This is a genomic window from Streptomyces sp. NPDC127119 (genome assembly GCF_042677425.1).
Classification (GTDB): domain Bacteria; phylum Actinomycetota; class Actinomycetes; order Streptomycetales; family Streptomycetaceae; genus Streptomyces.
In genome coordinates, this window is record NZ_JBHXTO010000033.1 from 1 (window position 1) to 21,184 (window position 21,184).

The 21,184-nt window shown below is 71.2% G+C and carries 20 protein-coding genes and 1 pseudogene; 13 read left to right on the forward strand and 8 right to left on the reverse strand.

The annotated features are described in order from the left end of the window. From ACFVH5_RS17125 to ACFVH5_RS17160, 8 genes are all read left to right on the forward strand, one after another. A partial coding sequence (locus tag ACFVH5_RS17125; protein WP_385834488.1) for a thioesterase domain-containing protein occupies nt 1-927 on the forward strand: 927 nt, incomplete at its 5' end. A 27-nt stretch (nt 928-954) separates the two neighbouring features. Beyond that, complete coding sequence (locus ACFVH5_RS17130; RefSeq protein WP_385834490.1) at nt 955-1,974, forward strand: alpha/beta hydrolase; 1,020 nt, start codon at nt 955-957, stop codon at nt 1,972-1,974. A gap of 50 nt (nt 1,975-2,024) precedes the next feature. Next, entirely contained in the window at nt 2,025-3,329 is a 1,305-nt protein-coding gene (ccrA, locus tag ACFVH5_RS17135; protein ID WP_385834491.1) for a crotonyl-CoA carboxylase/reductase, read from the forward strand. Nucleotides 3,330-3,724: 395 nt separating this feature from the next. Continuing rightward, nucleotides 3,725-5,341 carry an ATP-binding protein gene (locus ACFVH5_RS17140; RefSeq protein WP_385834492.1) on the forward strand — a complete coding sequence of 539 codons (1,617 nt, stop codon included), beginning with the start codon at nt 3,725-3,727 and terminating at the stop codon, nt 5,339-5,341. Nucleotides 5,342-5,346: 5 nt separating this feature from the next. Beyond that, nucleotides 5,347-5,757 (forward strand): roadblock/LC7 domain-containing protein, encoded by a 411-nt coding sequence (locus ACFVH5_RS17145; RefSeq protein WP_384801960.1) that lies wholly within the window; start codon nt 5,347-5,349, stop codon nt 5,755-5,757. Further along, complete coding sequence (locus tag ACFVH5_RS17150; RefSeq protein ID WP_384801957.1) at nt 5,754-6,125, forward strand: DUF742 domain-containing protein; 372 nt, start codon at nt 5,754-5,756, stop codon at nt 6,123-6,125. The genes ACFVH5_RS17145 and ACFVH5_RS17150 overlap by 4 nt, the downstream gene beginning before the upstream one ends. Next, on the forward strand, nt 6,106-6,720 hold the full coding sequence (locus ACFVH5_RS17155; protein WP_385834493.1) for an ATP/GTP-binding protein: 615 nt from the start codon (nt 6,106-6,108) through the stop codon (nt 6,718-6,720). The genes ACFVH5_RS17150 and ACFVH5_RS17155 overlap by 20 nt, the downstream gene beginning before the upstream one ends. Further along, entirely contained in the window at nt 6,717-7,973 is a 1,257-nt protein-coding gene (locus ACFVH5_RS17160) for a cytochrome P450 (protein WP_385834494.1), read from the forward strand. The genes ACFVH5_RS17155 and ACFVH5_RS17160 overlap by 4 nt, the downstream gene beginning before the upstream one ends. 174 nt (nt 7,974-8,147) lie before the next feature. Here the strand turns inward: ACFVH5_RS17160 and ACFVH5_RS17165 are convergent, their stop codons facing one another. Then, entirely contained in the window at nt 8,148-9,179 is a 1,032-nt protein-coding gene (locus ACFVH5_RS17165; RefSeq protein WP_385834495.1) for a 7-epi-alpha-eudesmol synthase, read from the reverse strand. A gap of 249 nt (nt 9,180-9,428) precedes the next feature. Between ACFVH5_RS17165 and ACFVH5_RS17170 the strand changes: the two genes are divergently transcribed. Then, entirely contained in the window at nt 9,429-9,821 is a 393-nt protein-coding gene (locus ACFVH5_RS17170) for a VOC family protein (RefSeq protein ID WP_385834496.1), read from the forward strand. 56 nt (nt 9,822-9,877) lie between these two features. Here the strand turns inward: ACFVH5_RS17170 and ACFVH5_RS17175 are convergent, their stop codons facing one another. From ACFVH5_RS17175 to ACFVH5_RS17185, 3 genes are all read right to left on the reverse strand, one after another. Further along, on the reverse strand, nt 9,878-10,345 hold the full coding sequence (locus tag ACFVH5_RS17175; RefSeq protein ID WP_385834497.1) for a peroxiredoxin: 468 nt from the start codon (nt 10,343-10,345) through the stop codon (nt 9,878-9,880). A 62-nt stretch (nt 10,346-10,407) separates the two neighbouring features. Continuing rightward, complete coding sequence (locus tag ACFVH5_RS17180) at nt 10,408-10,707, reverse strand: DUF4235 domain-containing protein (protein ID WP_366785589.1); 300 nt, start codon at nt 10,705-10,707, stop codon at nt 10,408-10,410. A 79-nt stretch (nt 10,708-10,786) separates the two neighbouring features. Continuing rightward, the gene (locus tag ACFVH5_RS17185; RefSeq protein WP_385834498.1) at nt 10,787-11,815 is read right to left on the reverse strand and encodes a glutathione S-transferase family protein; all 1,029 of its coding nucleotides are present in this window, start codon (nt 11,813-11,815) and stop codon (nt 10,787-10,789) included. 95 nt (nt 11,816-11,910) lie between these two features. On the opposite strand from ACFVH5_RS17185, the gene ACFVH5_RS17190 reads away from it, so the two are divergent. Beyond that, nucleotides 11,911-12,891, forward strand: a complete 981-nt coding sequence (locus ACFVH5_RS17190; RefSeq protein ID WP_385834499.1) for a cation diffusion facilitator family transporter — start codon at nt 11,911-11,913, stop codon at nt 12,889-12,891. A 50-nt stretch (nt 12,892-12,941) separates the two neighbouring features. On the opposite strand, the pseudogene ACFVH5_RS17195 reads toward ACFVH5_RS17190, so the two are convergent. The 3 genes and pseudogenes from ACFVH5_RS17195 to ACFVH5_RS17205 form a co-directional block, all read right to left on the reverse strand. Then, a pseudogene (locus tag ACFVH5_RS17195) lies at nt 12,942-13,392 on the reverse strand (nitroreductase family deazaflavin-dependent oxidoreductase). A gap of 180 nt (nt 13,393-13,572) precedes the next feature. Beyond that, a complete protein-coding gene (locus ACFVH5_RS17200; protein ID WP_385834500.1) occupies nt 13,573-15,033 on the reverse strand; it encodes an aldehyde dehydrogenase family protein in 1,461 nt (486 codons plus the stop codon). A gap of 121 nt (nt 15,034-15,154) precedes the next feature. Continuing rightward, on the reverse strand, nt 15,155-15,790 hold the full coding sequence (locus ACFVH5_RS17205) for a TetR/AcrR family transcriptional regulator (RefSeq protein ID WP_385834501.1): 636 nt from the start codon (nt 15,788-15,790) through the stop codon (nt 15,155-15,157). Nucleotides 15,791-15,930: 140 nt separating this feature from the next. Between ACFVH5_RS17205 and ACFVH5_RS17210 the strand changes: the two genes are divergently transcribed. Next, complete coding sequence (locus ACFVH5_RS17210; RefSeq protein ID WP_385834503.1) at nt 15,931-16,422, forward strand: DUF1348 family protein; 492 nt, start codon at nt 15,931-15,933, stop codon at nt 16,420-16,422. 9 nt (nt 16,423-16,431) lie between these two features. Further along, the gene (locus ACFVH5_RS17215; protein WP_385834504.1) at nt 16,432-16,947 is read left to right on the forward strand and encodes a flavoprotein; all 516 of its coding nucleotides are present in this window, start codon (nt 16,432-16,434) and stop codon (nt 16,945-16,947) included. Between the two features lie 50 nt (nt 16,948-16,997). Here ACFVH5_RS17215 and ACFVH5_RS17220 read toward each other — a convergent pair whose 3' ends face one another. Continuing rightward, on the reverse strand, nt 16,998-17,879 hold the full coding sequence (locus tag ACFVH5_RS17220) for an endo alpha-1,4 polygalactosaminidase (RefSeq protein ID WP_385834505.1): 882 nt from the start codon (nt 17,877-17,879) through the stop codon (nt 16,998-17,000). 423 nt (nt 17,880-18,302) lie between these two features. Between ACFVH5_RS17220 and ACFVH5_RS17225 the strand changes: the two genes are divergently transcribed. Beyond that, the gene (locus ACFVH5_RS17225; RefSeq protein WP_385834506.1) at nt 18,303-21,158 is read left to right on the forward strand and encodes an ATP-binding protein; all 2,856 of its coding nucleotides are present in this window, start codon (nt 18,303-18,305) and stop codon (nt 21,156-21,158) included. Nucleotides 21,159-21,184: the final 26 nt, after the last annotated feature.

Below are 21,184 nucleotides of genomic sequence, written 5' to 3' on the forward strand. Positions count from 1 at the left end.
GCATCGAACCCGCACCCAAAGGCCCCGTCAGGGGCGCGGGGAACGGCGCGAGCAACCACATCGAACCCGCACCCAAGGGCCCCGTCAGGGGCGCGGGGAACGGCGCGAGCAACCACGACCCACCCGCACCCGAAAACCCTGCGCACCTACCCCTCCACCGGCGGAGCCACCCCCCTCTTCCTCGCCCACGCCGCAGGCGGCGACGCCACCGTCTACACCCGCCTGGCAGCAAGCCTCGACGCCGACCGCCCGCTGTACGGGTTCGACAGACAGGCGGAGCCGGACGACGTACCGGGCCGCGCCGCGGAGTTCGCCCGATGCGTACGGGAGACGAGCCCCGACGGCCCATGGGTGATCGGCGGGTGGTCGTACGGCGGACTCGTGGCCCAGGAGGCGGCCGGACTCCTCACCCCCCACGGCACAGTCCGCGCCCTGATCCTCCTGGACTCCGTCCTCCCCCTCCCCACCACCGTCCCTCCGGCCGAGCAGGCCCTGCGCCACTTCCAGGACTTCGCCACCTACGTGGAACGCACGTACGGCACGGCACTGGACCTCCCGTACGACGAACTCGCCGCCCTCGACGACACCGCAAGGATCGACCTCGTCATCAAGGTGCTCAGGGACACCGTGGAGCTACCGGAAGCCGTCCTGGAACACCAGCGGAGCTCCTACCTGGACCTGCGCAGCGGCGAACGCCACCGTCCCGGCGGATACGCGGGCCGCACCCTGCTCTACCGCGCGAGCGAACCCGCCCCGCACACCGTCCGGGACCCCCGCTACGAGCGCGAGGACGCGACGCTCGGCTGGGACGCGCACTGCACCGACCTGACCGTCGTCCCGCTGCCGGGCCACCATCTGTCACTGCTCGACCCACCGGTCGTCGACCACCTGGCCCGGTTGCTGACACGCGATCTGCGGGACTCCTGATGCGGGACTCCTGAAGGGACTTGCCCCATGACTCGTAAGCGCAGATGTGCCGCTCTCGCGGTGACGACGGCCCTGCTCGGCACGGGCGTCGTACTCACCGCGCCGCCGACGGCCGCCGCACCCGTCGGCGCATCCGCCGCACCCGTCGAAGCCTCCGCCCCCCTCGCGAAGGCCGCCGCGACCGCCACCGTCGTGGGCGAGACGTGGCTCGACGCCCGGACCGTCGACCTCACGATCGCCTCCCCGGCGGCCGGCGCCTCCCTGCCCGTGCGGGTCGTCCTGCCGACCGGTTACGCCGCGCAGCCCGACCGCACCTGGCCCGTCCTGTATCTCCTCCAGGGTGCCCACGACGACTACACGTCCTGGACCAGGGAGACGGACGTCGTCGACTTCCTCGCCGGGCAGGACGTCCTCACCGTGATGCCCTCGTCGGGACCCACCGGCATCCCCACCGACTGGTGGAACTACGGAAGCGCGGGCGCGCCGGACTACGAGACGTTCCAGGTGGACGAGTTGATGGGCGTGCTGCAGCAGAGGTTCCGGGCCGGGACGAAGCGCGCCGTCGCCGGCGTGTCCACCGGCGGCTACGGTGCCCTGGCCTTCGCCGCACGGCACCCGGGCACCTTCGGCGCGGCGGCCTCGTACAGCGGGATCCTCGACACCACGGCCCTCGGCATGCCGACCGTGCTCAACGCCATCGTCGCCCGGGAGCTGCTGCTCCCGCTGACCCTGTGGGGCAGCTACCTGTTCAACCGGGACAACTGGAACCGGCACAACCCCTACGCGCAGGCACGCGCCCTCCAGGGCACCGGGCTGTACATCTCGCAGGGCAGCGGTCTGCCGGGCGGTGACTTCGGCAACCTCGAAGGTGCCCTGCTGGAAGGCACGCTCTGGGCTCAAGCCCACCGTTTCACCGCGCAGTTGGACGCCCTGGGCATCCCGGCTCAGGTGCACTTCTACAGCGGGGGAGCGCACGCCTGGCCGAACTGGCGGCAGGAGTTCAAGGCGTCCTGGCCGACGCTCGCGCAAGGCCTCGGCCTGAGCTGACCCCCGGTCCGAGCGGACCCGAGCCGATCCCCACCCAAGGAGGAACCACCATGGACGCGCTGGCGCAGGCCGTCGTCGCGGGAGCCGACCGCACGGAACTGGCACACCTCCCCACCCCCGGCCGCTACACCGCCGCCCATCTGCGCGCGGAGGACGTGGACAGTTTCGCCGGGGTGGCCGACAAGGACGTCCGCAAGTCGATCCACCTCGGTGACGTACCGATGCCCGAACTCGCCCCGAACGAGGTGCTGGTGGCCGTCATGGCGAGCGGCATCAACTACAACACCGTCTGGTCGGCGATGTTCGAGCCCATCCCGACCTTCTCCTTCCTGAAGCACTTCGGCCGCCAGGACCGGTGGGCGGCCCGGCACGACCAGCCGTTCCACGTGATCGGCTCGGACGCGTCCGGGGTCGTCGTCCGCGCGGGTTCGGGCGTGCGCAGATGGCACGTCGGCGACCATGTCGTGGTGAGCCCGGTCTATGTGGACGAGGAGGACCCGGCGACCCACGCCGACGGCATGCTCGGCAACGGCATGCTGGCGTGGGGCTTCGAGACGAACTACGGCGGACTGGCCCACTACGCCGTCGCCCGCGCCAGCCAACTCCTGCCGAAACCGGCCCACTTGACCTGGGAGGAGGCCGCCTCGAATCCGCTGTGCGCGGGCACGGCGTACCGCATGCTCGTCAGCGACCGGGGCGCCCGGATGACCCAGGGCGACGTGGTCCTGATCTGGGGAGCGGCCGGCGGGCTCGGCGCGTACGCGGTCCAACTCGTCCGCAACGGCGGCGGGATCGCGGTGGGTGTGGTCAGCAGCGAGCGCAAGGCGGAGTACGCCCGCCGCCTCGGGTGTCACGTGGTCATCAACCGGGAGGAGATCGGGCTCATGGGCGGCGAGGCGCCCGCGGACCCGTCCGTCGTCGGCAAGCGCCTCGGCAGACGGATCCGGGCCGCGACGGGGGAGGACCCGCACATCGTCTTCGAGCATGTGGGCCGGGCCACCTTCGGTGTCTCCGTCTTCGTCGTACGCCGTGGCGGCGCGGTGGTCACCTGTGGCTCCAGCACGGGTTATCAGCACGAGTTCGACAACCGCTATCTGTGGATGCGGCTCAAGCGTGTCATCGGCAGCCATGGCTCCAACCTCCATGAGCAGGCCGCCGTCCACCGTCTCCTCGGCCTCGGCCATCTGGTCCCCGCGCTCACCGAGACCTACCCCCTCACCGACACGGCGGAGGCCGCCAGACTGGTCCAGAGCAACACCCACCTGGGCAAGGTCGGCGTCCTCTCGCTGGCCCCGGCGCCCGGCCTCGGTGTCACCGACCCCGTACGCAGGGAGCTGGTCGCCCGCCCGGCGTGATCAAATCGTAGTAACCCGCGGTAATAGCTCGGGTGTGTGCAGGCCCCGTCGTTCACGGCGGGGCCTCGGCCATGAGAGGGGAAGATCCCGGCCAGCGGCCCGTGGCGTATGCACCTATTTACCCCGCCCAAGTTGGATCATGGTGGTTGGTCAACGGATTTGTCGACTCAAAGAGCCTGGTGGGAGCGTAACCAGACCTTCACGGCGAGGGGTCGGCCACGGTGATCAGGTGGAGATCAAAACCGATAAGGTTCCCTGAAGTGCGGCGAGTTGACGCAACAGCAATCGGTTGTCACTCGCTGTCCACGCATGCCTGTCACGGGGTCGACCACTCCGTGACGAGTGCAGCCCCCCGAGTTTCCCCCTGTTCGATCGTGTTGCTTTGAAGGATGCAGATGGAACTTGCCACTCCGCCACCGGCGGCGCGGGCACCGGTCCCCTGGTACGGCTGGTGGCTGCTGCCGCTGGCTTTAGGGGCCGGTACCGTCGTCGCCGCGGTCGTTGGCTCCGACCAGGTCCGAATACCCGCGATCGTCTCCGGCGTCGTCGTCACGGCCGCGAGCGCCGTCACCGTACGGCTCCTGATCCGCTCCCAGCGTCAACTGCGCAGCAGCGCGGGTGAGTTCAGAAACGCGCAGGCCGAGCACTCCCAGCAGTGGCAGCAGCACGTGGCCGGCCTCGAACGGAAACACGCCGCCGAGCGCGCCGCCCACGACACACAGCTCGCCGAACAGGCCACGGCCTACGAGACGCGGATCGCCGAGCAGAACCGGGCCTGGCAGGAACAGCTGGACCGGCAGCTCGCCGCGGTCGCCCGGCTCGCCGACGGCCTGCTGCCCGAAGCTCTGGAGCGGCTCAGAGCCGGTGACTCCATCGACGACCTGCTGCCCACGGCCGGCCAGGGCGCCGAAGTGGGCGCCGACCTGCAGGCCGCACTGCGCAAGGCCCTCAGGACCGCGCTCATGGGTGTGGAGCAGGAGCTCGACCGCTCCACCTCCGCCGAGCAGGCCGTCATCAGCATCGGCAGCCGTATCCACGTACTGACGAGCAAGCTGCGCGGCCGGCTGCACGAGATGCAGGGCGAGCACGGCAGGCTGCCGTCCGTCGCCCAGGGACTGATGGAGCTGGACCAGGAGCTCGGCCCCGCCGACTCCCTGGCGGCGAGCATCGGCGTACTCGGCGGCACCGACCGGCCCGGCCGCCAGTGGCAGGAGCCGCAGCGGCTGCTCAGCGTGGTGCGCGGCGGCATCGGCCGGATCAGGGACTTCGACCGCGTCCAGGTGCAGTACCTGCCCGAACTCGGCGTCGACGGCGGTCTGGTGGACCACCTCACGCTGATCTTCGCCCATCTGCTGGACAACGCGGCGCGCTACTCGCCGCCCACCGAGCCCGTGATCGTCTCGGGCAAGGAGGTCCCGAACGGCGTCGGCGTCGAGATCCAGGACTCCGGCAAGGGCCTGAGCGAGGAGAAGAAGCAGGAGGCTCTCCAGGCGCTCGAAGGCGTGGCACCCGGCCCCGGTATCGGCGGCGTGTCCGAGGACGCGCACCTCGGTCTGCGGGTGGTGGGAGTGCTGGCCCGCCGGTACGGCATCAGGGTCACCTTCGCCGACTCGCCCTGGCTCGGTACGTCGGTGGTCATCGTGGTACCCCACAAGTACTTCAGCCCGCTGCCCGCCGCCGTCATCGCGCCCGCCCCGGCCGCCCAGGTCACGGCCGCGCCGGACACCGAGGCCGCCGGGAGCGACACGGCGGACCCGGCCGCGGAACCGGAGGAGACCGGGGACACCACGCCCGGCGGTCTGCCCAGGCGCCGCAGGCGAACCGAGTCCGAGCCGCCGAAGGCGGCCGTGCAGGAGGACGACTCCGTCACCACCGCCTCGCACGCGGTACCGCCGGACGCGTCCTTCACCGGCCTGGCCGCCTTCGCCACGGCGGGGCGTGAGCCGATGGCCGAGCGTGAGCCGGCCTCCGGCGCCGAGTCCACAGAGCACCGCACGGAAGAGAGCGACTAGTCCTCATGACGCAACAGGGAACCGACGTGAGCTGGGCGCTCCGCGATCTGGTCGAGAGCATCAAGGAGATCCGCTTCGCCCTTGTCGCCTCCAGCGACGGAAAGGCCATCACCTCCTACGGGGCCGACGACCCCGACGACGTGGACCGCTTCGCCGCCGTGGTGGCGGGACTGCAGGCGCTGGCCCAGCCGGTGGCCGAGCAGTTCCCCAAGTACGCCGGGCAGCTGCGCCTCGCGATGATCGAGGTCGACGGCGGCCACCTCTTCGTGGTGCGCGCGGGCGTGGAGACCTACCTCGGCGTCCTGGCCAGGGAAGGGCTCGACCAGGGCCTCCTCGGCCACCAGATGAGGGACCTGGCCCGCAGGATGGGTGAACTCCTCGGCACCACTGCGCGAGTGGAGGAGCACTCTGGATGAGTGGTCCCAGTGGACCCGCGGACCCGTCCGGTCTTGAGCGCTACTACGTCCTCACGGGCGGTCGCAGCGGACCGGGCGGTTCGGCGTCGAGCCTAGACGTGGCGACCCTCATCACCTCCCGTGGGGCGGCCGGTCCCGGCCTGCAGCACGAACACGAGGAGATCCTCCGGCGCTGCCGTGATCCGTTGTCGGTGGCCGAACTCGGCGCCCACCTCGGACTGCCCTTCAACATTCTCGCGGTGCTCTTGGCCGATCTGCTGGACGCAGGCCGCGTTGAGGCCCGTGATCCCATCCCGGCGTCGGGCGCCGGTCGCGGGCCCGACCTCGCGCTCCTTGAGGAGGTACTCAGTGGACTTCAAAGGCTTTGACCATCCCGACCGCGACCCGGCCGACGGCGCGGCCGGTGCCCGCTCGGTGAAGGTGATGATCGCCGGCGGATTCGGTACCGGAAAGACCACCATGGTCCGGTCCGTCAGCGACATCAAGCCGCTCACCACCGAGGAGACGCTGACCCAGGCCAGCGCCGACGTCGACAACCTGATCGGGGTGGCGGACAAGCAGGAGACCACGGTCAGCCTGGACTTCGGCAAGATCGGCCTCAACGACCAGCTGATGCTGTACCTGTTCGGCACCCCCGGGCAGGAACGGTTCTGGTTCCTGTGGAACGGCCTCTTCAAGGGCGCGCTCGGAGCCGTGGTCCTGGTCGACACCCGCAGGCTGGCCTCCAGCTTCCGGGCCATCGAGGAGATGGAGCGGCAGAACGTCCCGTTCGTGATCGCCCTGAACGTGTTCCCGGACTCCAAGGACCACCCGGTCGAGGAGATCCGGGACGCCCTGGACATCTCCCCGGACATCCCGGTGGTGGCCTGCGACGCGCGCGACCGGGCCTCCAGCCGTGATGTGCTCATCGCGCTGATACGGCACCTCAAGGACCGCTCCGCAGTCGCACTGGAGTCGCGATGACCGACCAGCCCTTGAACGACGGCCCCGACGCCCCGCGCGGCTGCCCGGTCGCGCACGGCGGGGGAGGGGACCCCACCCGGCTCTACGGGCCCGAGGCGGCCGTCGACCCGATCGGCATCTACGGGCGGTTGCGCAAGGAGCACGGGCCCGTCGCGCCGGTCCTGCTGGAGGGCGACGTGCCCGCCTGGCTGGTGCTCGGCTACCGGGAGAACCGGCGGGTGCTCGACAACCCCCGCCAGTTCAGCCGGGATTCGCGGATCTGGCGGGACTGGAAGGAGGGCCGCGTCGAGAGCGCGTCCCCGCTGATGCAGATGGTGGGCTGGCGGCCCGACTGCGTCTCGCAGGACGGTGAGCCGCATCGCAGGCTGCGCAGCGCCGTCACCGACAATCTGCAGGCCGTCTCGGGCCGCGGCATCCGCCGGCACGTCACGCACTTCGCGAACAAGCAGATCGACGCGTTCGCCGAGGCCGGCAGCGCCGACCTGGTGTCCGAGTACGCCGAGTACCTGCCGATGCTCGTACTGACCAGGGTGTTCGGGCTCGCGGAGAGCGAGGGGCGGCGGCTCGCCGAGTCGTCCGCGCAGGTCATCAAGGGGGGTGCGGAAGCCCTCGCCCACAACGACCGCATCATGCAGATCCTCGGCGAACTCACCGAGCGCAAGCGGGTGGAGCCCGGGTCCGACTTCACCACCGGGCTGCTGGAGCACCACGCAGACCTCGACGAGGACGAGATCGTCAACCATCTGCGGCTGGTGCTGATCACCGCGCACACCACGACCAGCAACCTGCTGGCCCGGGTGCTGCAACTGGTCCTCACCGACGCGGGGCGGCTCTCCGGCCTGGTCAGCGGGCAGTTGAACATCTCCGCCGTCGTGGAGGAGGTCATGTGGAACACTCCGCCGCTGGCCGTCCTGCCGGGGCGGTTCGCGACCGCGGACATGGAGCTCGGCGGGCACCGGCTCCAGGAGGGCGACCTGCTGGTGCTCGGGCTGACCGCCGGCAACATCGATCCGGAGATCCGGCCCGACGTGGGTGTCTCCGTGCACGGCAATCAGTCGCATCTGGCGTTCAGCGGGGGGCCGCACGAGTGCCCCGGGCAGAACATCGGGCAGGCGATCATCGAGACCGCCGTCGATGTGCTGCTGCACCGGTTGCCGGGGTTGCGGCTCGCGGTCGCTCCGGAGGAGCTCACGGCTACCGCGTCCACGTGGGAGGCGCGGTTGGACCGGTTGCCGGTTCAGTTCGCCGCCTGAGCCCGTAGCCCCGTAGCCCGCAGGCCCGTTTGCCCGTTCGCCGGGCGGCGGGCCTTCGGCCTGTTCCGGGTCGTGTGTCGTCCGCGGGTGCGTGGGGGCCGGGCGCGCAGTTCCCCGCGCCCCTGAAGGGCGGCCCCTCTTCAGCGGTGCTGAAGAGGGGCCAGGAAATCGTTGTCAGACTGCCAGGAGGTCGTCCAGGGAGCCCTTGCCCGCCAGTTCCGCCTGGGAGGCGGGGGTTTCCTTGTCGGCGGCGTAGCGGCCCGAGGTCAGCGCCCATTCGTAGTTGCCGTTGATCCAGTGCTGGATCGCCTCGACGCCCATCCGGACCCTGTCGCGCTCCTGCTCGTTCAGGCCGAGCTCGTCGCACATCTTCGGTACCTGCGACTCCAGTTCGAGGTACTCGGCCAGGCACTCCGAGGTCATCCGGTACGCCTCGTCGGCGGCCTCCTGCCAGTCGCAGCGGCGCTCCCGGTGCAGGACGGCTATCAGGTTGTGCCCGTCCCCCCGGCGTTTCTCGCGCTCGAAGGAGTGGATGTCGTTCATGAAGCCGATGGTGTCGGCGGCGAGGTCCCGCATCCTCTCCATCAGCGGATGCGCCGCCGCCTCGGCGGGCACCTCGAAGCCGCGGCTGCGCTCCCCGGCGTCGATGCTGTGGTGGATGCCCACCGTACGGCGACGGAACGCCGCGTACTCCTGAAGGTCGAGCGTGCCGGTCAGGCCGCGTGAGGCGAGGTCGACCTCCTCGGTGTGCGCCACCAGGAAACGGCCCCAGGAGGCCGCGAAGCGCGTACGCCATGTCAGAGACATGCCATCCGAAAGACGGGCCCAGACCTCGGCCCAGGCGACCGTGATGGGGCAGACCACCCGAGGGGTGATGCCCGCGGGCCGCAGCGGGGTGACGATGAGTTCCCGCGCCACCTCCGCTATGCGGTCGGCACGGTCGGGCCTGCCCGAGTCGAACTGGTCGTCGAAGAGGAAGGCCAGCGAGAACCAGTTCATCAGGACGACCATGTCGTCGGCGGAGGCGTGGGGGTAGGTGCGGGCGGCGGCCTGGGGCAGATCCCAGGACCGGTACTCCTCGAAGCCGGCGTTGCTGCGCACCAGGCCCTTGTCCCACACCCAGCGCAGATGGCGGGACTGGGCGTGGTCGAGATGTGCGCTGACCGGGGTGGCGAAGGGGAGGTCGAACCTGACGTCCTGCGGCATTCGCGTCCTTCCTTGAGGCGAGTTCGCAGGGCCCCCACTCCTGCGCGCGGGCGTGCCGAAGTGACGCCCGCTGACTCGAACTGCGCTTCCTGAGACGAAAGTTGACTCGATTTGCGCTACGAGGCTGCCCTGATCGTAAATGATCTATGCCGCGACCTGTTGCCCGGGCTGTATGCCACACGACGGGGTACCCGGTCGACGAGCAGTGGGCGGAGGGCCGTTCGCGCTCGACCGGTCTTCGGAGGAGATATGGCACTGGTAGTGGCAGGGTTCGTGGTTCTGGACTGTTCCGAGCCCGAGAAACTCGCCGCGTTCTACAAGGAGTTCCTCGACGGCGAGGAGACCGACGCGACGGCGAACCGGGTGGAGATCCAGGGGGCCGACGGCATGCGGATGGCGTTCCGGCGGGACGTGAACGCGACCCCGCCCAGCTGGCCGCGCCCCGAGAACTCGCTCCAGGCACACCTGGACTTCCACGTCGACGACCTCGACGCGGCCGAGCGCAAGGTCATCAGTCTGGGCGGGCGTGCGCTGGAGGCCAAGGACGGGGGCGGCCCGTACGAGGAGCGGGGTTACGCCGACCCGTCGGGCCACTCGTTCACCCTGCGCCTGGGAGCGGCGACCGCACCCAAGCAGGGCTGAGCGCAAGCAGGACCGGGTCCGGACAACGCTGAGCCCCCCAAGCAGGGCCGGGTCGTTCAGGCGCGGTGCGCGCGCAGGGCCGCCAGGGCGCGGTCCGCGTGCGCGCTCATCCGGAGTTCGCTGCGCACCACTTCGAGGATCTTCCGGTCCTCGGCGATGACGAAGGTGACCCGCTTGGTGGGCGCCAGCGAGAAACCGCGCTTCACCCCGAACAGCTCGCGGACCCTGCCGTCCGGGTCGGACAGCAGCGGATACCCGAGGGTGTGCTTCTCGGTGAACTCCTGCTGGCGCTCGACCGTGTCACCGCTGATGCCCACCGGCCGCGCCCCGGCGGCCGTGAACTCGGCGGCCAGATCGCGGAAGTGGCACGCCTCGGCGGTGCAGCCCGAGGAGAGCGCCGCCGGATAGAAGAAGAGCACGACAGGGCCTTCGCCCAGCAGCTCCGAGAGCTGCCGGGGTGTGCCGGTCTCATCCGGGAGGGTGAAGTCCTCGACGGTGTCGCCCACCGCTGCCTGGTTCGTCACGACTGGCTCCCTGACTGTCGGCCACCTGTAGGAAGGCCAACCGTACTGGACGGTACGGGAGGTCAGTCGCGGCCCCCCTTGTCGTCGCCGGGCCACACTCCGGTGGAGCGCTCGATGGCCTTCGCGCCGGTGCGGTCCGCCGCGCTGCGGACGACCGCGAAGATCGCGCCCTGGACGGCCGCCGCGAACAGCACCTCGCCCCAGCCGCGGTCCTTGTCCAGCGCGTCGGGCGCGTCGTCCTCGTGGCGGATCATCTTCCAGACCTTCTGGAACGCCAGTCCGGCGAGGGTTCCGCTCGTCCAGCCGAGCAGGAACCCGACGGGCTTGTAGACGACGGGCAGGCTCTTCTTCTTCTTCGACACCTGGCTCTCCTTCGGTGGCTGTTGTCCGGGACATCAGGCGAGTGTCCAGTTCAGCGGCGAATACGCGGCCCCGCTCCTCTCAGGGCCGGCCCGCCGCCGGCACCTCTTCGCCCTCGCGCACGGGACCCGGCGGACTCCCGTCCCCGAAGGGGCGCCCGCCCAGCTCCTCGCGCCCGTGCGAGGTCAGCCAGCCGGAGAGGTCGGGGCCGAGCGGCACGATGCGGGTCGGGTTGATGCCCTCGTGGACCTGGTAGTAGTGCCGCTTGATGTGGTCGAAGTCGACGGTGTCCCCGAACCCGGGCGTCTGGTAGAGGTCACGGGCGTACGCCCACAGCACCGGATCCTCCGTCAGCTTGTGGCGGTTGCACTTGAAGTGGCCGTGGTAGACGGCGTCGAAGCGGACCAGGGTCGTGAACAGCCGGATGTCCGCCTCGGTGATCGTGTCCCCGACCAGGTACCGCCGCTCCGCGAGGCGCCCCGACAGCAGCTCCAGCCGGTGGAACACACCCTCGTGGGCAGCCGCGTACTCCTCCTGGCCGGTCGCGAACCCGGCCCGGTACACCCCGTTGTTGACGTCCTCGTACACCTCCTCCACGACCTCGTCGATCTCGTCGCGGAGCCCTTCCGGATAGAGGTCCGGCGCCCCCTCGCGGTGCAGGTCCCGCCACTCGGTGGCGAGGTCCAGGGTGAGCTGCTGGTAGTCGTTGGTCACCAGCCGCCCGCTCTCCACGTCCACCAGGGCGGGCACGCTGACGCCGCCCGGGGCGCCCGGTTCCCGCGCCTCGTACGCCTCGGCGAGGTAGCGGATGCCCAGCACCGGGTCGCGGCCCCCGGGGTCCAGCGTGAAGCGCCAGCTGCGGTCGTCCTGGATCGGGTCGGTGACCGCCATCGGCAGGGCCTCCTCAAGCCCCAGCAGCCGCCGCGAGATCACCGCGCGGCTCGCCCAGGGGCAGGCCAGGCTCACGACCAGCCGGTAGCGCCCGGCCGCGACCGGCCAGCCGTCGCGTCCGTCGGCCGTCACCCGGTCCGCGAAATGGCTCTTCGACCGCTTGAAGGATTTCTTTCCGAGCGCGCTGTTGCCCCCGCCGGTGCCCTTGGTGTCGCCCATGAAACGTCTCCCTTTCGTACGTCGGCCTCCGTACGACTTCCCCGAAAACCGCCGTCACCTCGTGTGAGGCAGGGCGAGTGGGGCATTCGGCGGAGGTGAACCGTAAGCCTTCCTCCCCTTCGGACCGCCGTACCCGTGTCACCGTGCTGGTGGCACTGGCCGCCAACCTCGTGATCGCCGTGGCCAAGGCCGTGGGCGGCCTGCTCGCCGGATCGCCCGCCCTGCTGTCCGAGGCCGCGCACTCGGTGGCCGACAGCCTGAACGAGGTCTTCCTCCTGGCCGCCCTGCGCCGCAGCAGGCGGCCCGCCGACAACCGTCACCCGTTCGGCTACGGAAAGGAACGCTTCTTCTGGTCACTGCTGGCCGCCGTGGGCATTTTCCTGATGGGCGGCTGCTTCTCGTTCTTCCAGGGCTTCGAGGCCCTGGGCAGCGAGACCTCGGAGTCCCGCAGCGGATATGTCGCGGGGCTCGCGGTGCTGGTCGTGGCGCTCTTCGCCGAGGGAGGGTCCCTGCTGCGCGCGGTCCGCCAGGTGCAGAAACAGGGCGGCTTCTCCTCCGAGATCCGTGACCCGGCGCTGCGTACCGTCATCGCCGAGGACGGCACCGCCGTACTGGGCGTGCTCCTCGCGATCGCCGGCATGGCCCTGCACATGGTCACCGGCCAGGTCGTCTACGAGGCCTCGGCCTCCATCGCCATCGGCTGCCTCCTGGTCTACGTGGCGTACCGGCTGGGCCGTGACGCGCGCGACCAGCTGATCGGGCAGGCCACGGACGAGGAGTCGAGCAACCGCATCCGTGCCCTGCTGGAGGCGCAGCCCGAGATCGACTCCGTGGAGTCCCTGCTGACCATGCAGCTCGGCCCCGACTCGACCCTGGTGGCCGCCCGCGTCGACCTGACGCCCGGTCTCGACAGCGAGGAGGTCGAACTCGTCGCCGTACGCATCAAGGCGTCCGTCCGTAATCTGGTCCCGCAGGTCGACCAGATCTTCCTCGACGTGACCGACGCCCGGCTGGCACGCCGCGCGGCCGCACACGAAAATGGCCCCGCCGCGACGGGGGAGCGCGGCGGGACCTGAACATCGGGTGCCCGACGTTCACCTGTTCATGCACACCTTTTTCGGGCCGGTCAGTGACCGGCGGCCGGCTCCAGGACGAAGACCGGGATCTCGCGGTCGGTCTTCTTCTGGTAGTCGGCGTAGTCCGGGAAGGCGGCGACCGCCCGCTCCCACCACCGGGCCTTCTCCTCGCCGGTCACCTCTCGCGCGGTCAATGTCCTGGCGGGTCGGGCCGTCCTGCAGCTCCACATGGGGGTCGCCGACCACGTTGTGGTACCAGACGGGGTGCTTGGGCGCGCCGCCCAGCGAGGCGACGGCCGCGTAACTGCCCTCGTGCTCGACCCGCATGAGCGGCGTCTTGCGGATCTTCCCGCTCTTCGCGCCCCGGGTGGTCAGCACGATCACGGGGAGGCCCGTCTCCCGCAACGTCGTTCCCTCGGTACCGCCGGAGCGCTCGTACAGCTCCACCTGATCGCGCACCCACTGGGTGGGACTGGGCTCGTACTCACCCTCAAGAGGCATGTCATCCATCCCATCGATCGTCGTCGTGTACGGCTCGTGCAGGTTCGTGCCGACTGTCGCCGGCTCCCGCCGACTCGGATTCCAACACGCTCGCCTCGCTCTTTTCATCCCGCACGAGCCGTTTCACCCTCCCACCTGCCCGAGTACGCCCGTACGAGTCATCCCTGGGCCGTGTCCGATCTAGAACGGGAAGTGCGCCTGCTGCGTGGCCAGGGTCACCCAGCGGGTGTTGCTGAACGCCTCGATGCCCCAGCGTCCGCCGAAGCGCCCGTACCCGCTGCCCTTGAACCCGCCGAAGGGGGCGTTCGGTTCGTCGGCGACCGACTGGTCGTTGACATGCACGATGCCGGTACGGATGCGGCGGGCGACCCTGAGCCCATGGGTGCCGTTCTCGGTGATGATCCCGCAGGTCAGCCCGTGCTCCGTGGAGTTGGCGAAGGAGACGGCCTCGTCGTCCGTGGCGAACGTGCTGATCACGGCGAGCGGACCGAAGGCCTCCCCGCGGTACAGCTCGGCCTCCTCGGGCAGGTCGGTCAGGACGGTCGCCGGATGCACGGCTCCCTCGGGGGCGGCACCCCCGGTGAGGACGGTCGCGCCCTTGGCGACGGCGTCCGCCACGAGCGCCGCGACCCGGCCTGCGGCGTCCCGGGTGACGAGCGGGCCGACGACGGTGTGCGGGTCGGCCGGGTCGCCGGACGCGAGCGACTCGGTCTTCGCGGTGAACCTGGCCGTGAACTCCTCGGCCAGGCTCTCGTGCACGAGGATCCGGTCGGCGGACATGCAGATCTGACCGGAGTTCATGAAGACCGAGAACACGGCCGCGTCGACCGCGTAGTCGACATCGGCGTCGTCCAGCACGATCACCGAGTTCTTGCCGCCGAGTTCGAGGACCGCGGGCTTCAGATGCCGGGCCGCGTGCACCCCGATGATCCGGCCGACGTTCGTGGAGCCGGTGAAGTTGACGGCCCGTACGCGCTCGTCGGCGACCAGGGCCTCGGCGACGACGGCCGCGTCCTCGGGGGCGTTCGTGATCACGTTCAGTACGCCGTCGGGCAGGCCCGCCTCGCGCAGGATGTCCGCGATGAACAGACCGCAGGCGATCGGCGCGTCCTCGCTGGGCTTCATCACCACGGTGTTGCCCGCGGCGAGCGGCGCGGCGACGGCCCGCACCCCGAGGATGACCGGGGCGTTCCACGGCGAGAAGGCGGCCACGACACCGACGGGTTCACGGATCGCGAGCCCCAGGGCGCCTTCCTCCTGGGCGCTCAGGACCTCGCCGCGCGGGGCGGTCACCGCGGCGGCGGCCTCGCGGAGGATGTTCGCGGCGAGACCGACGTTGAACATGGCCCAGGGCCGGGTGCCGCCCACCTCGCCCGCCATGATCCGTACGGCGTCCTCGGTGCGGGCCTCCAGGAGGTCGGCCGCGGCGAGGAAGATCTTGCGCCGCTGCGCCGGACCGAGCGCGGCCCACCCCTCGAACGCGGCGTCGGCGGCGTCCACGGCCCGGGTGACGTCCTCGACGCCGGCCGCGGCGACCGTGGCGTACAGCTGTGAGCTGTAGGGATTCACGTCCTCGGCGGTGCGGCCGGAGACCGCGGGCTGGTCCTTGCCGCCGATCAGCAGGTCACGATGGAGGGTCATGCGCGGCTCTTCCCGTCGGGCGACGCGCGCGACGCGCTCCGCGACGGAACGCCCGCGTTCGTCTGGTGAACAATCGTCCATTGAATCTTCAATGGGAGTCTGCAACCCGGCGGGGTGTCAGTCAATGGCCGGCCGGCACGCCGTTCGGGTCGCACGAGCGGTCGGACGAGCGGTCGGACGAGCCGTACGAGTCGATCAGTGCGCGGGCCGCCCGCCCGGCCCGGGCGGCGGGTTCCGCGCTCCGCTCCACGGCGGCGGTGACCATCGCGCCCTCCGCCAGCAGCTGCAGCTGACCGGCCAGCTCGGCGGGTAGTCCCGCGTCGTCCACGAGACGGCCCAGATACTCCCCGAAGGCCCGTTTGTGAGCGCGGACCCGCTCGGCCACCGGTTCCGACACGGCGCCCAGCTCCCCGTACGAGTTGATCCAGGCGCAGCCGCGGAAGTCGGGCTCGCGGAACCACCGGCCCAGCCAGTCGAAGACCGCGAGGACGCGCTGCCGTGCGTCCGCGTGACCGGTCTCGTTGTTGTCCTCGTGGCGGTCCACGTACGCGGCGAGCCGCCCTCGCCAGCGGAGGTCACGCCGCTCCAGATAGGCCACCACCAGCTGCTCCTTGGCCGGGAACAGCTGGTAGAGCCGCTTGAGGGAGACCCCGGAGGCGCCACGGATGTCGTCCATGCCGACGGACTGTATGCCGCGCCCGTAGAACAGGGTCTCCGCCGCGTCCAGGGCCTGTTCCCTGGCGACCGCGCTCTCCATGTACCGGCTCACTCCTTGGTGTCCTGGTGGCCCGTCTTGACGTGAGAACCACCGTTCTCTACGTTAGCAGCGACCGCGGAGAACGTACGTTCTCCAGCCTGTGCCGGCCCACCGGCGAGCTCACTCCGAGGGGACCCCGTATGACCGACGCCGACCGCCCGCCCCTGCCGCCCTTCACCCGCGAGACCGCCGCACGGAAGGTCCAGGCGGCCGAGGACGCCTGGAACACCCGCGATCCGCTGAAGGTCTCCCTCGCGTACTCGCAGGACTCGGTCTGGCGCAACCGCGACACCTTCGTCACCGGCCGCGCCCAGATCGTGGAACTGCTCACCGCGAAGTGGCGGCGCGAGGAGGAGTACGCCCTGCGCAAGGACCTCTGGGCCTTCGACGGCAACCGCATCGCGGTCCGCTTCCAGTACGAGTGCCGTGACGCCGACGGGCAGTGGTGGCGTTCGTACGGCAACGAACTGTGGGAGTTCGACGAGCACGGCCTGATGACCCGGCGCGAGGCCAGCATCAACGACGTACCGATCGAGGAGAAGGAGCGCCGCATCCTCGGCCCGCGGCCGGACGCGGAGCGCGGGGGAGCGGGGGGATCGGGGAAGCGCGGGGAATCGTTCCCGGTTCAGTAGGGTTCCCGGGTGACTGAACAGGCCCGGAAACCCTTCCTGTACGTCGTCGTCTGCGCGGCCGGAGTCGCCGACGGCATCGGCGAGTTGATCTCCCTGGCGCAGGAGCGGAACTGGGAGGTCGGCGTGATCGCGACCCCGGTGGCGACGGGCTTCTTCGACGTCCCGGCGGTCGAGACGCGGACGGGCCGGCCGGTCAGATCCGCCTGGCGTTCGCCCGGCGATCCGCGCCCGTTCCCCGACCCGGACGCCGTCACCGTGGCGCCCGCGACCTTCAACACCGTCAACAAATGGGCGGCCGGCATCTCCGACACGCTCGCCCTCGGCACGCTCTGCGAGGCGTACGGGATGGGGGTGCCGATCTCCGTACTGCCCTGTGTGAGCGAGGCGTTGACCGCCCACCCCGCCTATCGGGACAGCCTGAAGAGGCTGCGCGGGATGGGGGTCCGGTTCGGGGAGCACGCCTTCGGCGGACCCGAACAGCGCGGGTTCCACTGGGAGCAGGCGCTGGATCTGCTGGAGCGCTGACCCGCGGTGGGCGTCGGGTACCCGTCCGGTACCGGGCTACGGTCAGCCGATCAGCCCGTCTCGCGGACGTAGTCGTCGCTGTCGGGTGTCGACACCTGTAGGTCACGGCGGACGATGCTCAGCCGGTCGCCGAAGCCTGCCAGGGCCTTCTTCATGCCCTTGTCGGTGTACTCCACGACGACGACCTTGTCGTCGAAGGCGTCCGCGTACGCACCGCACTCGTCGTACGCGCCGCACTCCTCCACCACGGCGAAGTCGAGCCCGGCGTCGGAGCGTCGGTCCGCCAGTTCCACGGTGTTCTTCTGGGCGATGGCCAGCCCCTGCGCGTGGGCGCGTTGCGAGAGCAGCTTGATGAAGGACACCGCGTCGTCCGCGTTCAGCAGGCCGTCGGAGCGGGTGTAGCTGTCGTAGTTGTCCGGCTCGACCGCGTCGAAGCCCTTGTCCGCGCAGCCGTCGATCCACCGGTCGACCCGGGCCGCGACGCGCTTGCGCTTGGCGGGTGTGCCGATGTCGAGCAGCGCCTCGTCCCAGTCGGCGTCGATGACGACCTCGCCCTTCTTGTCCCGCAGCAGCAGGTCGTCGGGCCAGTCGTCCAGCTCGTCGGGCTGGGCTTGGAAGGCGTTGACGTAACAGATGTTGTAGAGGCCGCGCGCGGGCTTGGCGCCGCGGTCGCGCGCGACGATCTCGACGCCGGACGGCGGGGTGTAGGCGCCGCCGATCTGGTAGTCGAAACCGTCGGGTACGGGGGGTAGCCGGACGGGTCCGGAACTCGACTCCGTGCTGTCTGCGCTGCCTGTGCTGTTCGGGCTGCCCGTGGTGTCGGCGGGGTCCTTGGCGTCCCCGTCGGACGAGCAGGAGGCCAGGGCCGCGAGGGCGACCAGGGCGGTGGCGGCCCTGAGAAATCCCGTGCGGGGGCCACGCTTGGCGGGCATGTCCGCTCCATCGATCGCGAGTGCGGCCCCGCCTCGGACTCCGTGACGGTCCTGGCGACTTTGGCCGGACTGCGGAGCTTGTCCACCGGCTGGGCGCACCTCTGGGTGCCGGGTTGTGGGGCTCGGCACGTTTGGATCAAAGCGTGTGGGGGGTTTGTGCGTCAAATTCGGGCGGGTTTGGGCCCCGGGCCGCGGTGGGCTTGTCGGGTGCGGGTCGGTGGGGGCTGGTCGCGCAGTTCCCCGCGCCCCTGGGTGGGTGGGAGTGGTGCACGGGGGCCGGGTGCGGGTTCGTGGGGGTGCTGTGAGTCGTGGGGTAGCCGGTGTCATGGGGAATGGGTTCGTGCGGGATAATCGTGCATATCGTGTGACGGTCGGGCATTTCTTCCGGAGTGGCGAGGTCACGACAACTGCGGAAGGAGACGCGTGAAGCACGCGGCGGGGACGGACGACGGTGCCTGGATCGTCGGCAGGGACCGTGAACTGACCCTGCTGACCGCGCTCGTGAAGGGGTTGTCCTCGGCGGAGCCGGCGACGGACCTGCCCGGAACCGGTGTGCTGGTGGTCACCGGCGGTCCGGGCTCGGGCAAGAGTGTCCTCCTGGACGAGGCCTGCCGGACCGCCCGCGCAATCGGCGTACGGGTGCTGCGCTGCACGGGCTGCGAGGTCGAGTCGGGGCTGCCCTTCGCCGGACTCCACCAGTTGCTGCGCCCGGTGCTGGACCTCGCTCAGGAACTTCCCGCCCGTCAACGGACCGCCCTGCTCGGCGTGTTCGGCCTGGCCGAGGACGCGGAGCCGGACAGCGCCCAGAATCCGCTGCTCACCTCCCTCGGCGCGCTCACCCTCCTCTCCGACCTCGCGGCACGCGGCCCGGTGCTGCTGGTGGTGGACGACGCCCACTGGCTCGACGTGGGCACGCTCGACACGCTGGCCTTCGTGGCCCGGCGCCTGGAGGGCGAGCCCGTCGCGATGCTGGTGGCGGCCCGCGACCAGTCCGTACCGGCGCAGTTCGCCCGGGAGTTCCCGCTGCTGAGCGTCGACCCGCTGGACGCCGCGTCGGCCGGACGCCTCCTCGACCTCCAGCCGGAGGCCCCCGCGGGCCGGGCCCGTTCCCGCATCCTCGACGAGGCCGCCGGGGTGCCCCTGGCGCTGGTCGAGCTGGCCAGGGCCGTGGCCCGCGACCCGCGTGCCGCCCGGGACTCGCTGCCCCTCACCGACCGGCTGGAGGCGATCTTCGCCCAGGACCTGCCCGCCCTGCCGCCCGCCACCCGGCAGCTGCTCCTGCTGGCCGCCGCCGCGGAGACCGCCGAACTGCCCCTCATCCTGTCGGCCGCGGCCCCCGACACGACCCCCGCCGACTGGCACCCCGCCGAGCGGGCCGGACTGATCCGCATCGACGACGGCCGTCTCCGTTTCCGGCATCCGCTGATCCGCTCGGCCGTCTACCAGTCGGCGACCTACGCACAACGGCACGCGGCCCATCTGTCCCTCGCCGAGGTCTTCACCGGCGACCCGGACCGCCGCGCCTGGCACCGCGCCGCCGCCGTCGAGGGCGTGGACGAGGGCGTCGCCGAGGAACTGGAGGCCGGCGCGGGCCGGGCGCAGCGCCGTGGCGGGTACGCGTCCGCCGCCACCGCGCTGGAACGCGCGGCCCAGCTCAGCCCCGACCCCGCCGACCGGGCCCGCCGCCTGGTCCGCGCCGCGACCATGGCGATGTACGCGGGGCACCCCCGCTGGGTCGCCGAGATCACCGGTCGGGTCACCGCGCTCACCGAGGACCCCGCCGTGCTCGCCGAGGCCTCGCTGCGCGCGGGCTGGGCGCTCGCGGTCACCACCCAGTTCGAGGGCTCGCTCGGCTATCTGCTGCCGCTCGCGGACGCCGCCACCGAGGAGAACCCGGTGCTCGCGCTGGACGCCCTGGCGACGGCCACCACACCGGCGTACAACTCGGGGGAGTCCGCGCACCGCGAGAAGATCGTGCGCATCGCCGAACGCGTCCCCGTGCAGGAGGACGACAGCGACCGCCTGTGGATCCTGGCGGGCACGGACCCCCTGCGCCACCGGACCCAGGCCCTCGCCCTGCTCCACGCAGACCGCGACCGTACCGACCGGGACGGCACCGGCCGGGACTGTCCGTCGGCCGACGAGGAGAGCGGTCCCGTACGGGACCGGCCCCTCTCCCAGCTGATCACCTGGGGCGCGGCGGCCTGGGTGCTCGACGAGACCGGCGAGGCCGTACGGCTCCTGGGCGCCGCGCTGGAACACCTGCGGCGGTCGCCGACCGCCGGAGCCAACGCCACCGTGGCCCAGGCCCTCGCGCTCGCCCAGTACGAGAGCGGCGCGTGGACGGCGGCCCGTACCTCCCTCGACGAGGCGTACCGCACGGCGGCCGAGGGCGGTCTGGAGAACGTGGTCGCGGGCTCGCCGATCCTCGGTGCCACCCTGCTCGCCCTGCGCGGCGACGCGGACGCGGCGCGCACCGCGGTCCGCCGTGCCGTCCACGGCGTGGACCTGCCCACCTGCCGCAGTCTGCAGGTACGGGCCCACTACGCGCTGGGCGCGGCGGCACAGGCGGAGGGCGACCACGCGACGGCGTACGACCGGTTCCGCGCCGTCTTCACCCAGGACGGCGAACCCCTGCACTTCCACGCCTCCGACTACCACCTCGCCGACCTCGCGGCCGTCGCCGTGCGCACCGGGCGGGCCGAGGAGGCACGGGCGGTCCTCGACGCGGCCGGACGGCGGCACGCCGAGGGTGAGGTGTCCCCGCGCCTCGCCGCCCTGGTGGACCGCGCGCACGCCCTGCTGGCCGAACCGGACGACGCCGAACGGCACTTCCAGCGGTCGCTCGCCCGTCCGACGGGCGACCGGTGGCCCTTCGAGCGCGCGCGGACCCTGCTCGACTACGCGGAATGGCTGCGCCGCCGCCGACGCGCCACCGAGGCACGGCCCCTGCTCTCCGCCGCCCTTGAGGTCTTCGAGAACCTCGGCACCCGGCCGTGGACGGAACGCACCCTGGCGGAACTGCGGGCGGCGGGCGTCCACGCCACCGCCACCCCCGGTCAGGAGACGGACCTGTCCGAACTCACCCCGCAGCAACTGCAGATCGCCCGGCTCGCCGCGGCGGGCCTGACCAACCGCGAGATCGGCGAACGCATCTTCCTGTCACCCCGTACGGTCGGCTTCCACCTCTACCGGATCTTCCCCAAGCTGGGCGTCACGGCCCGCGCCCAGTTGCGCGACGTCCTGCCCGACGCGCTGCGTGAGGTTCCAGAGGCCTGAGCGCGGGTAGCGACCGGCCGTGCTGC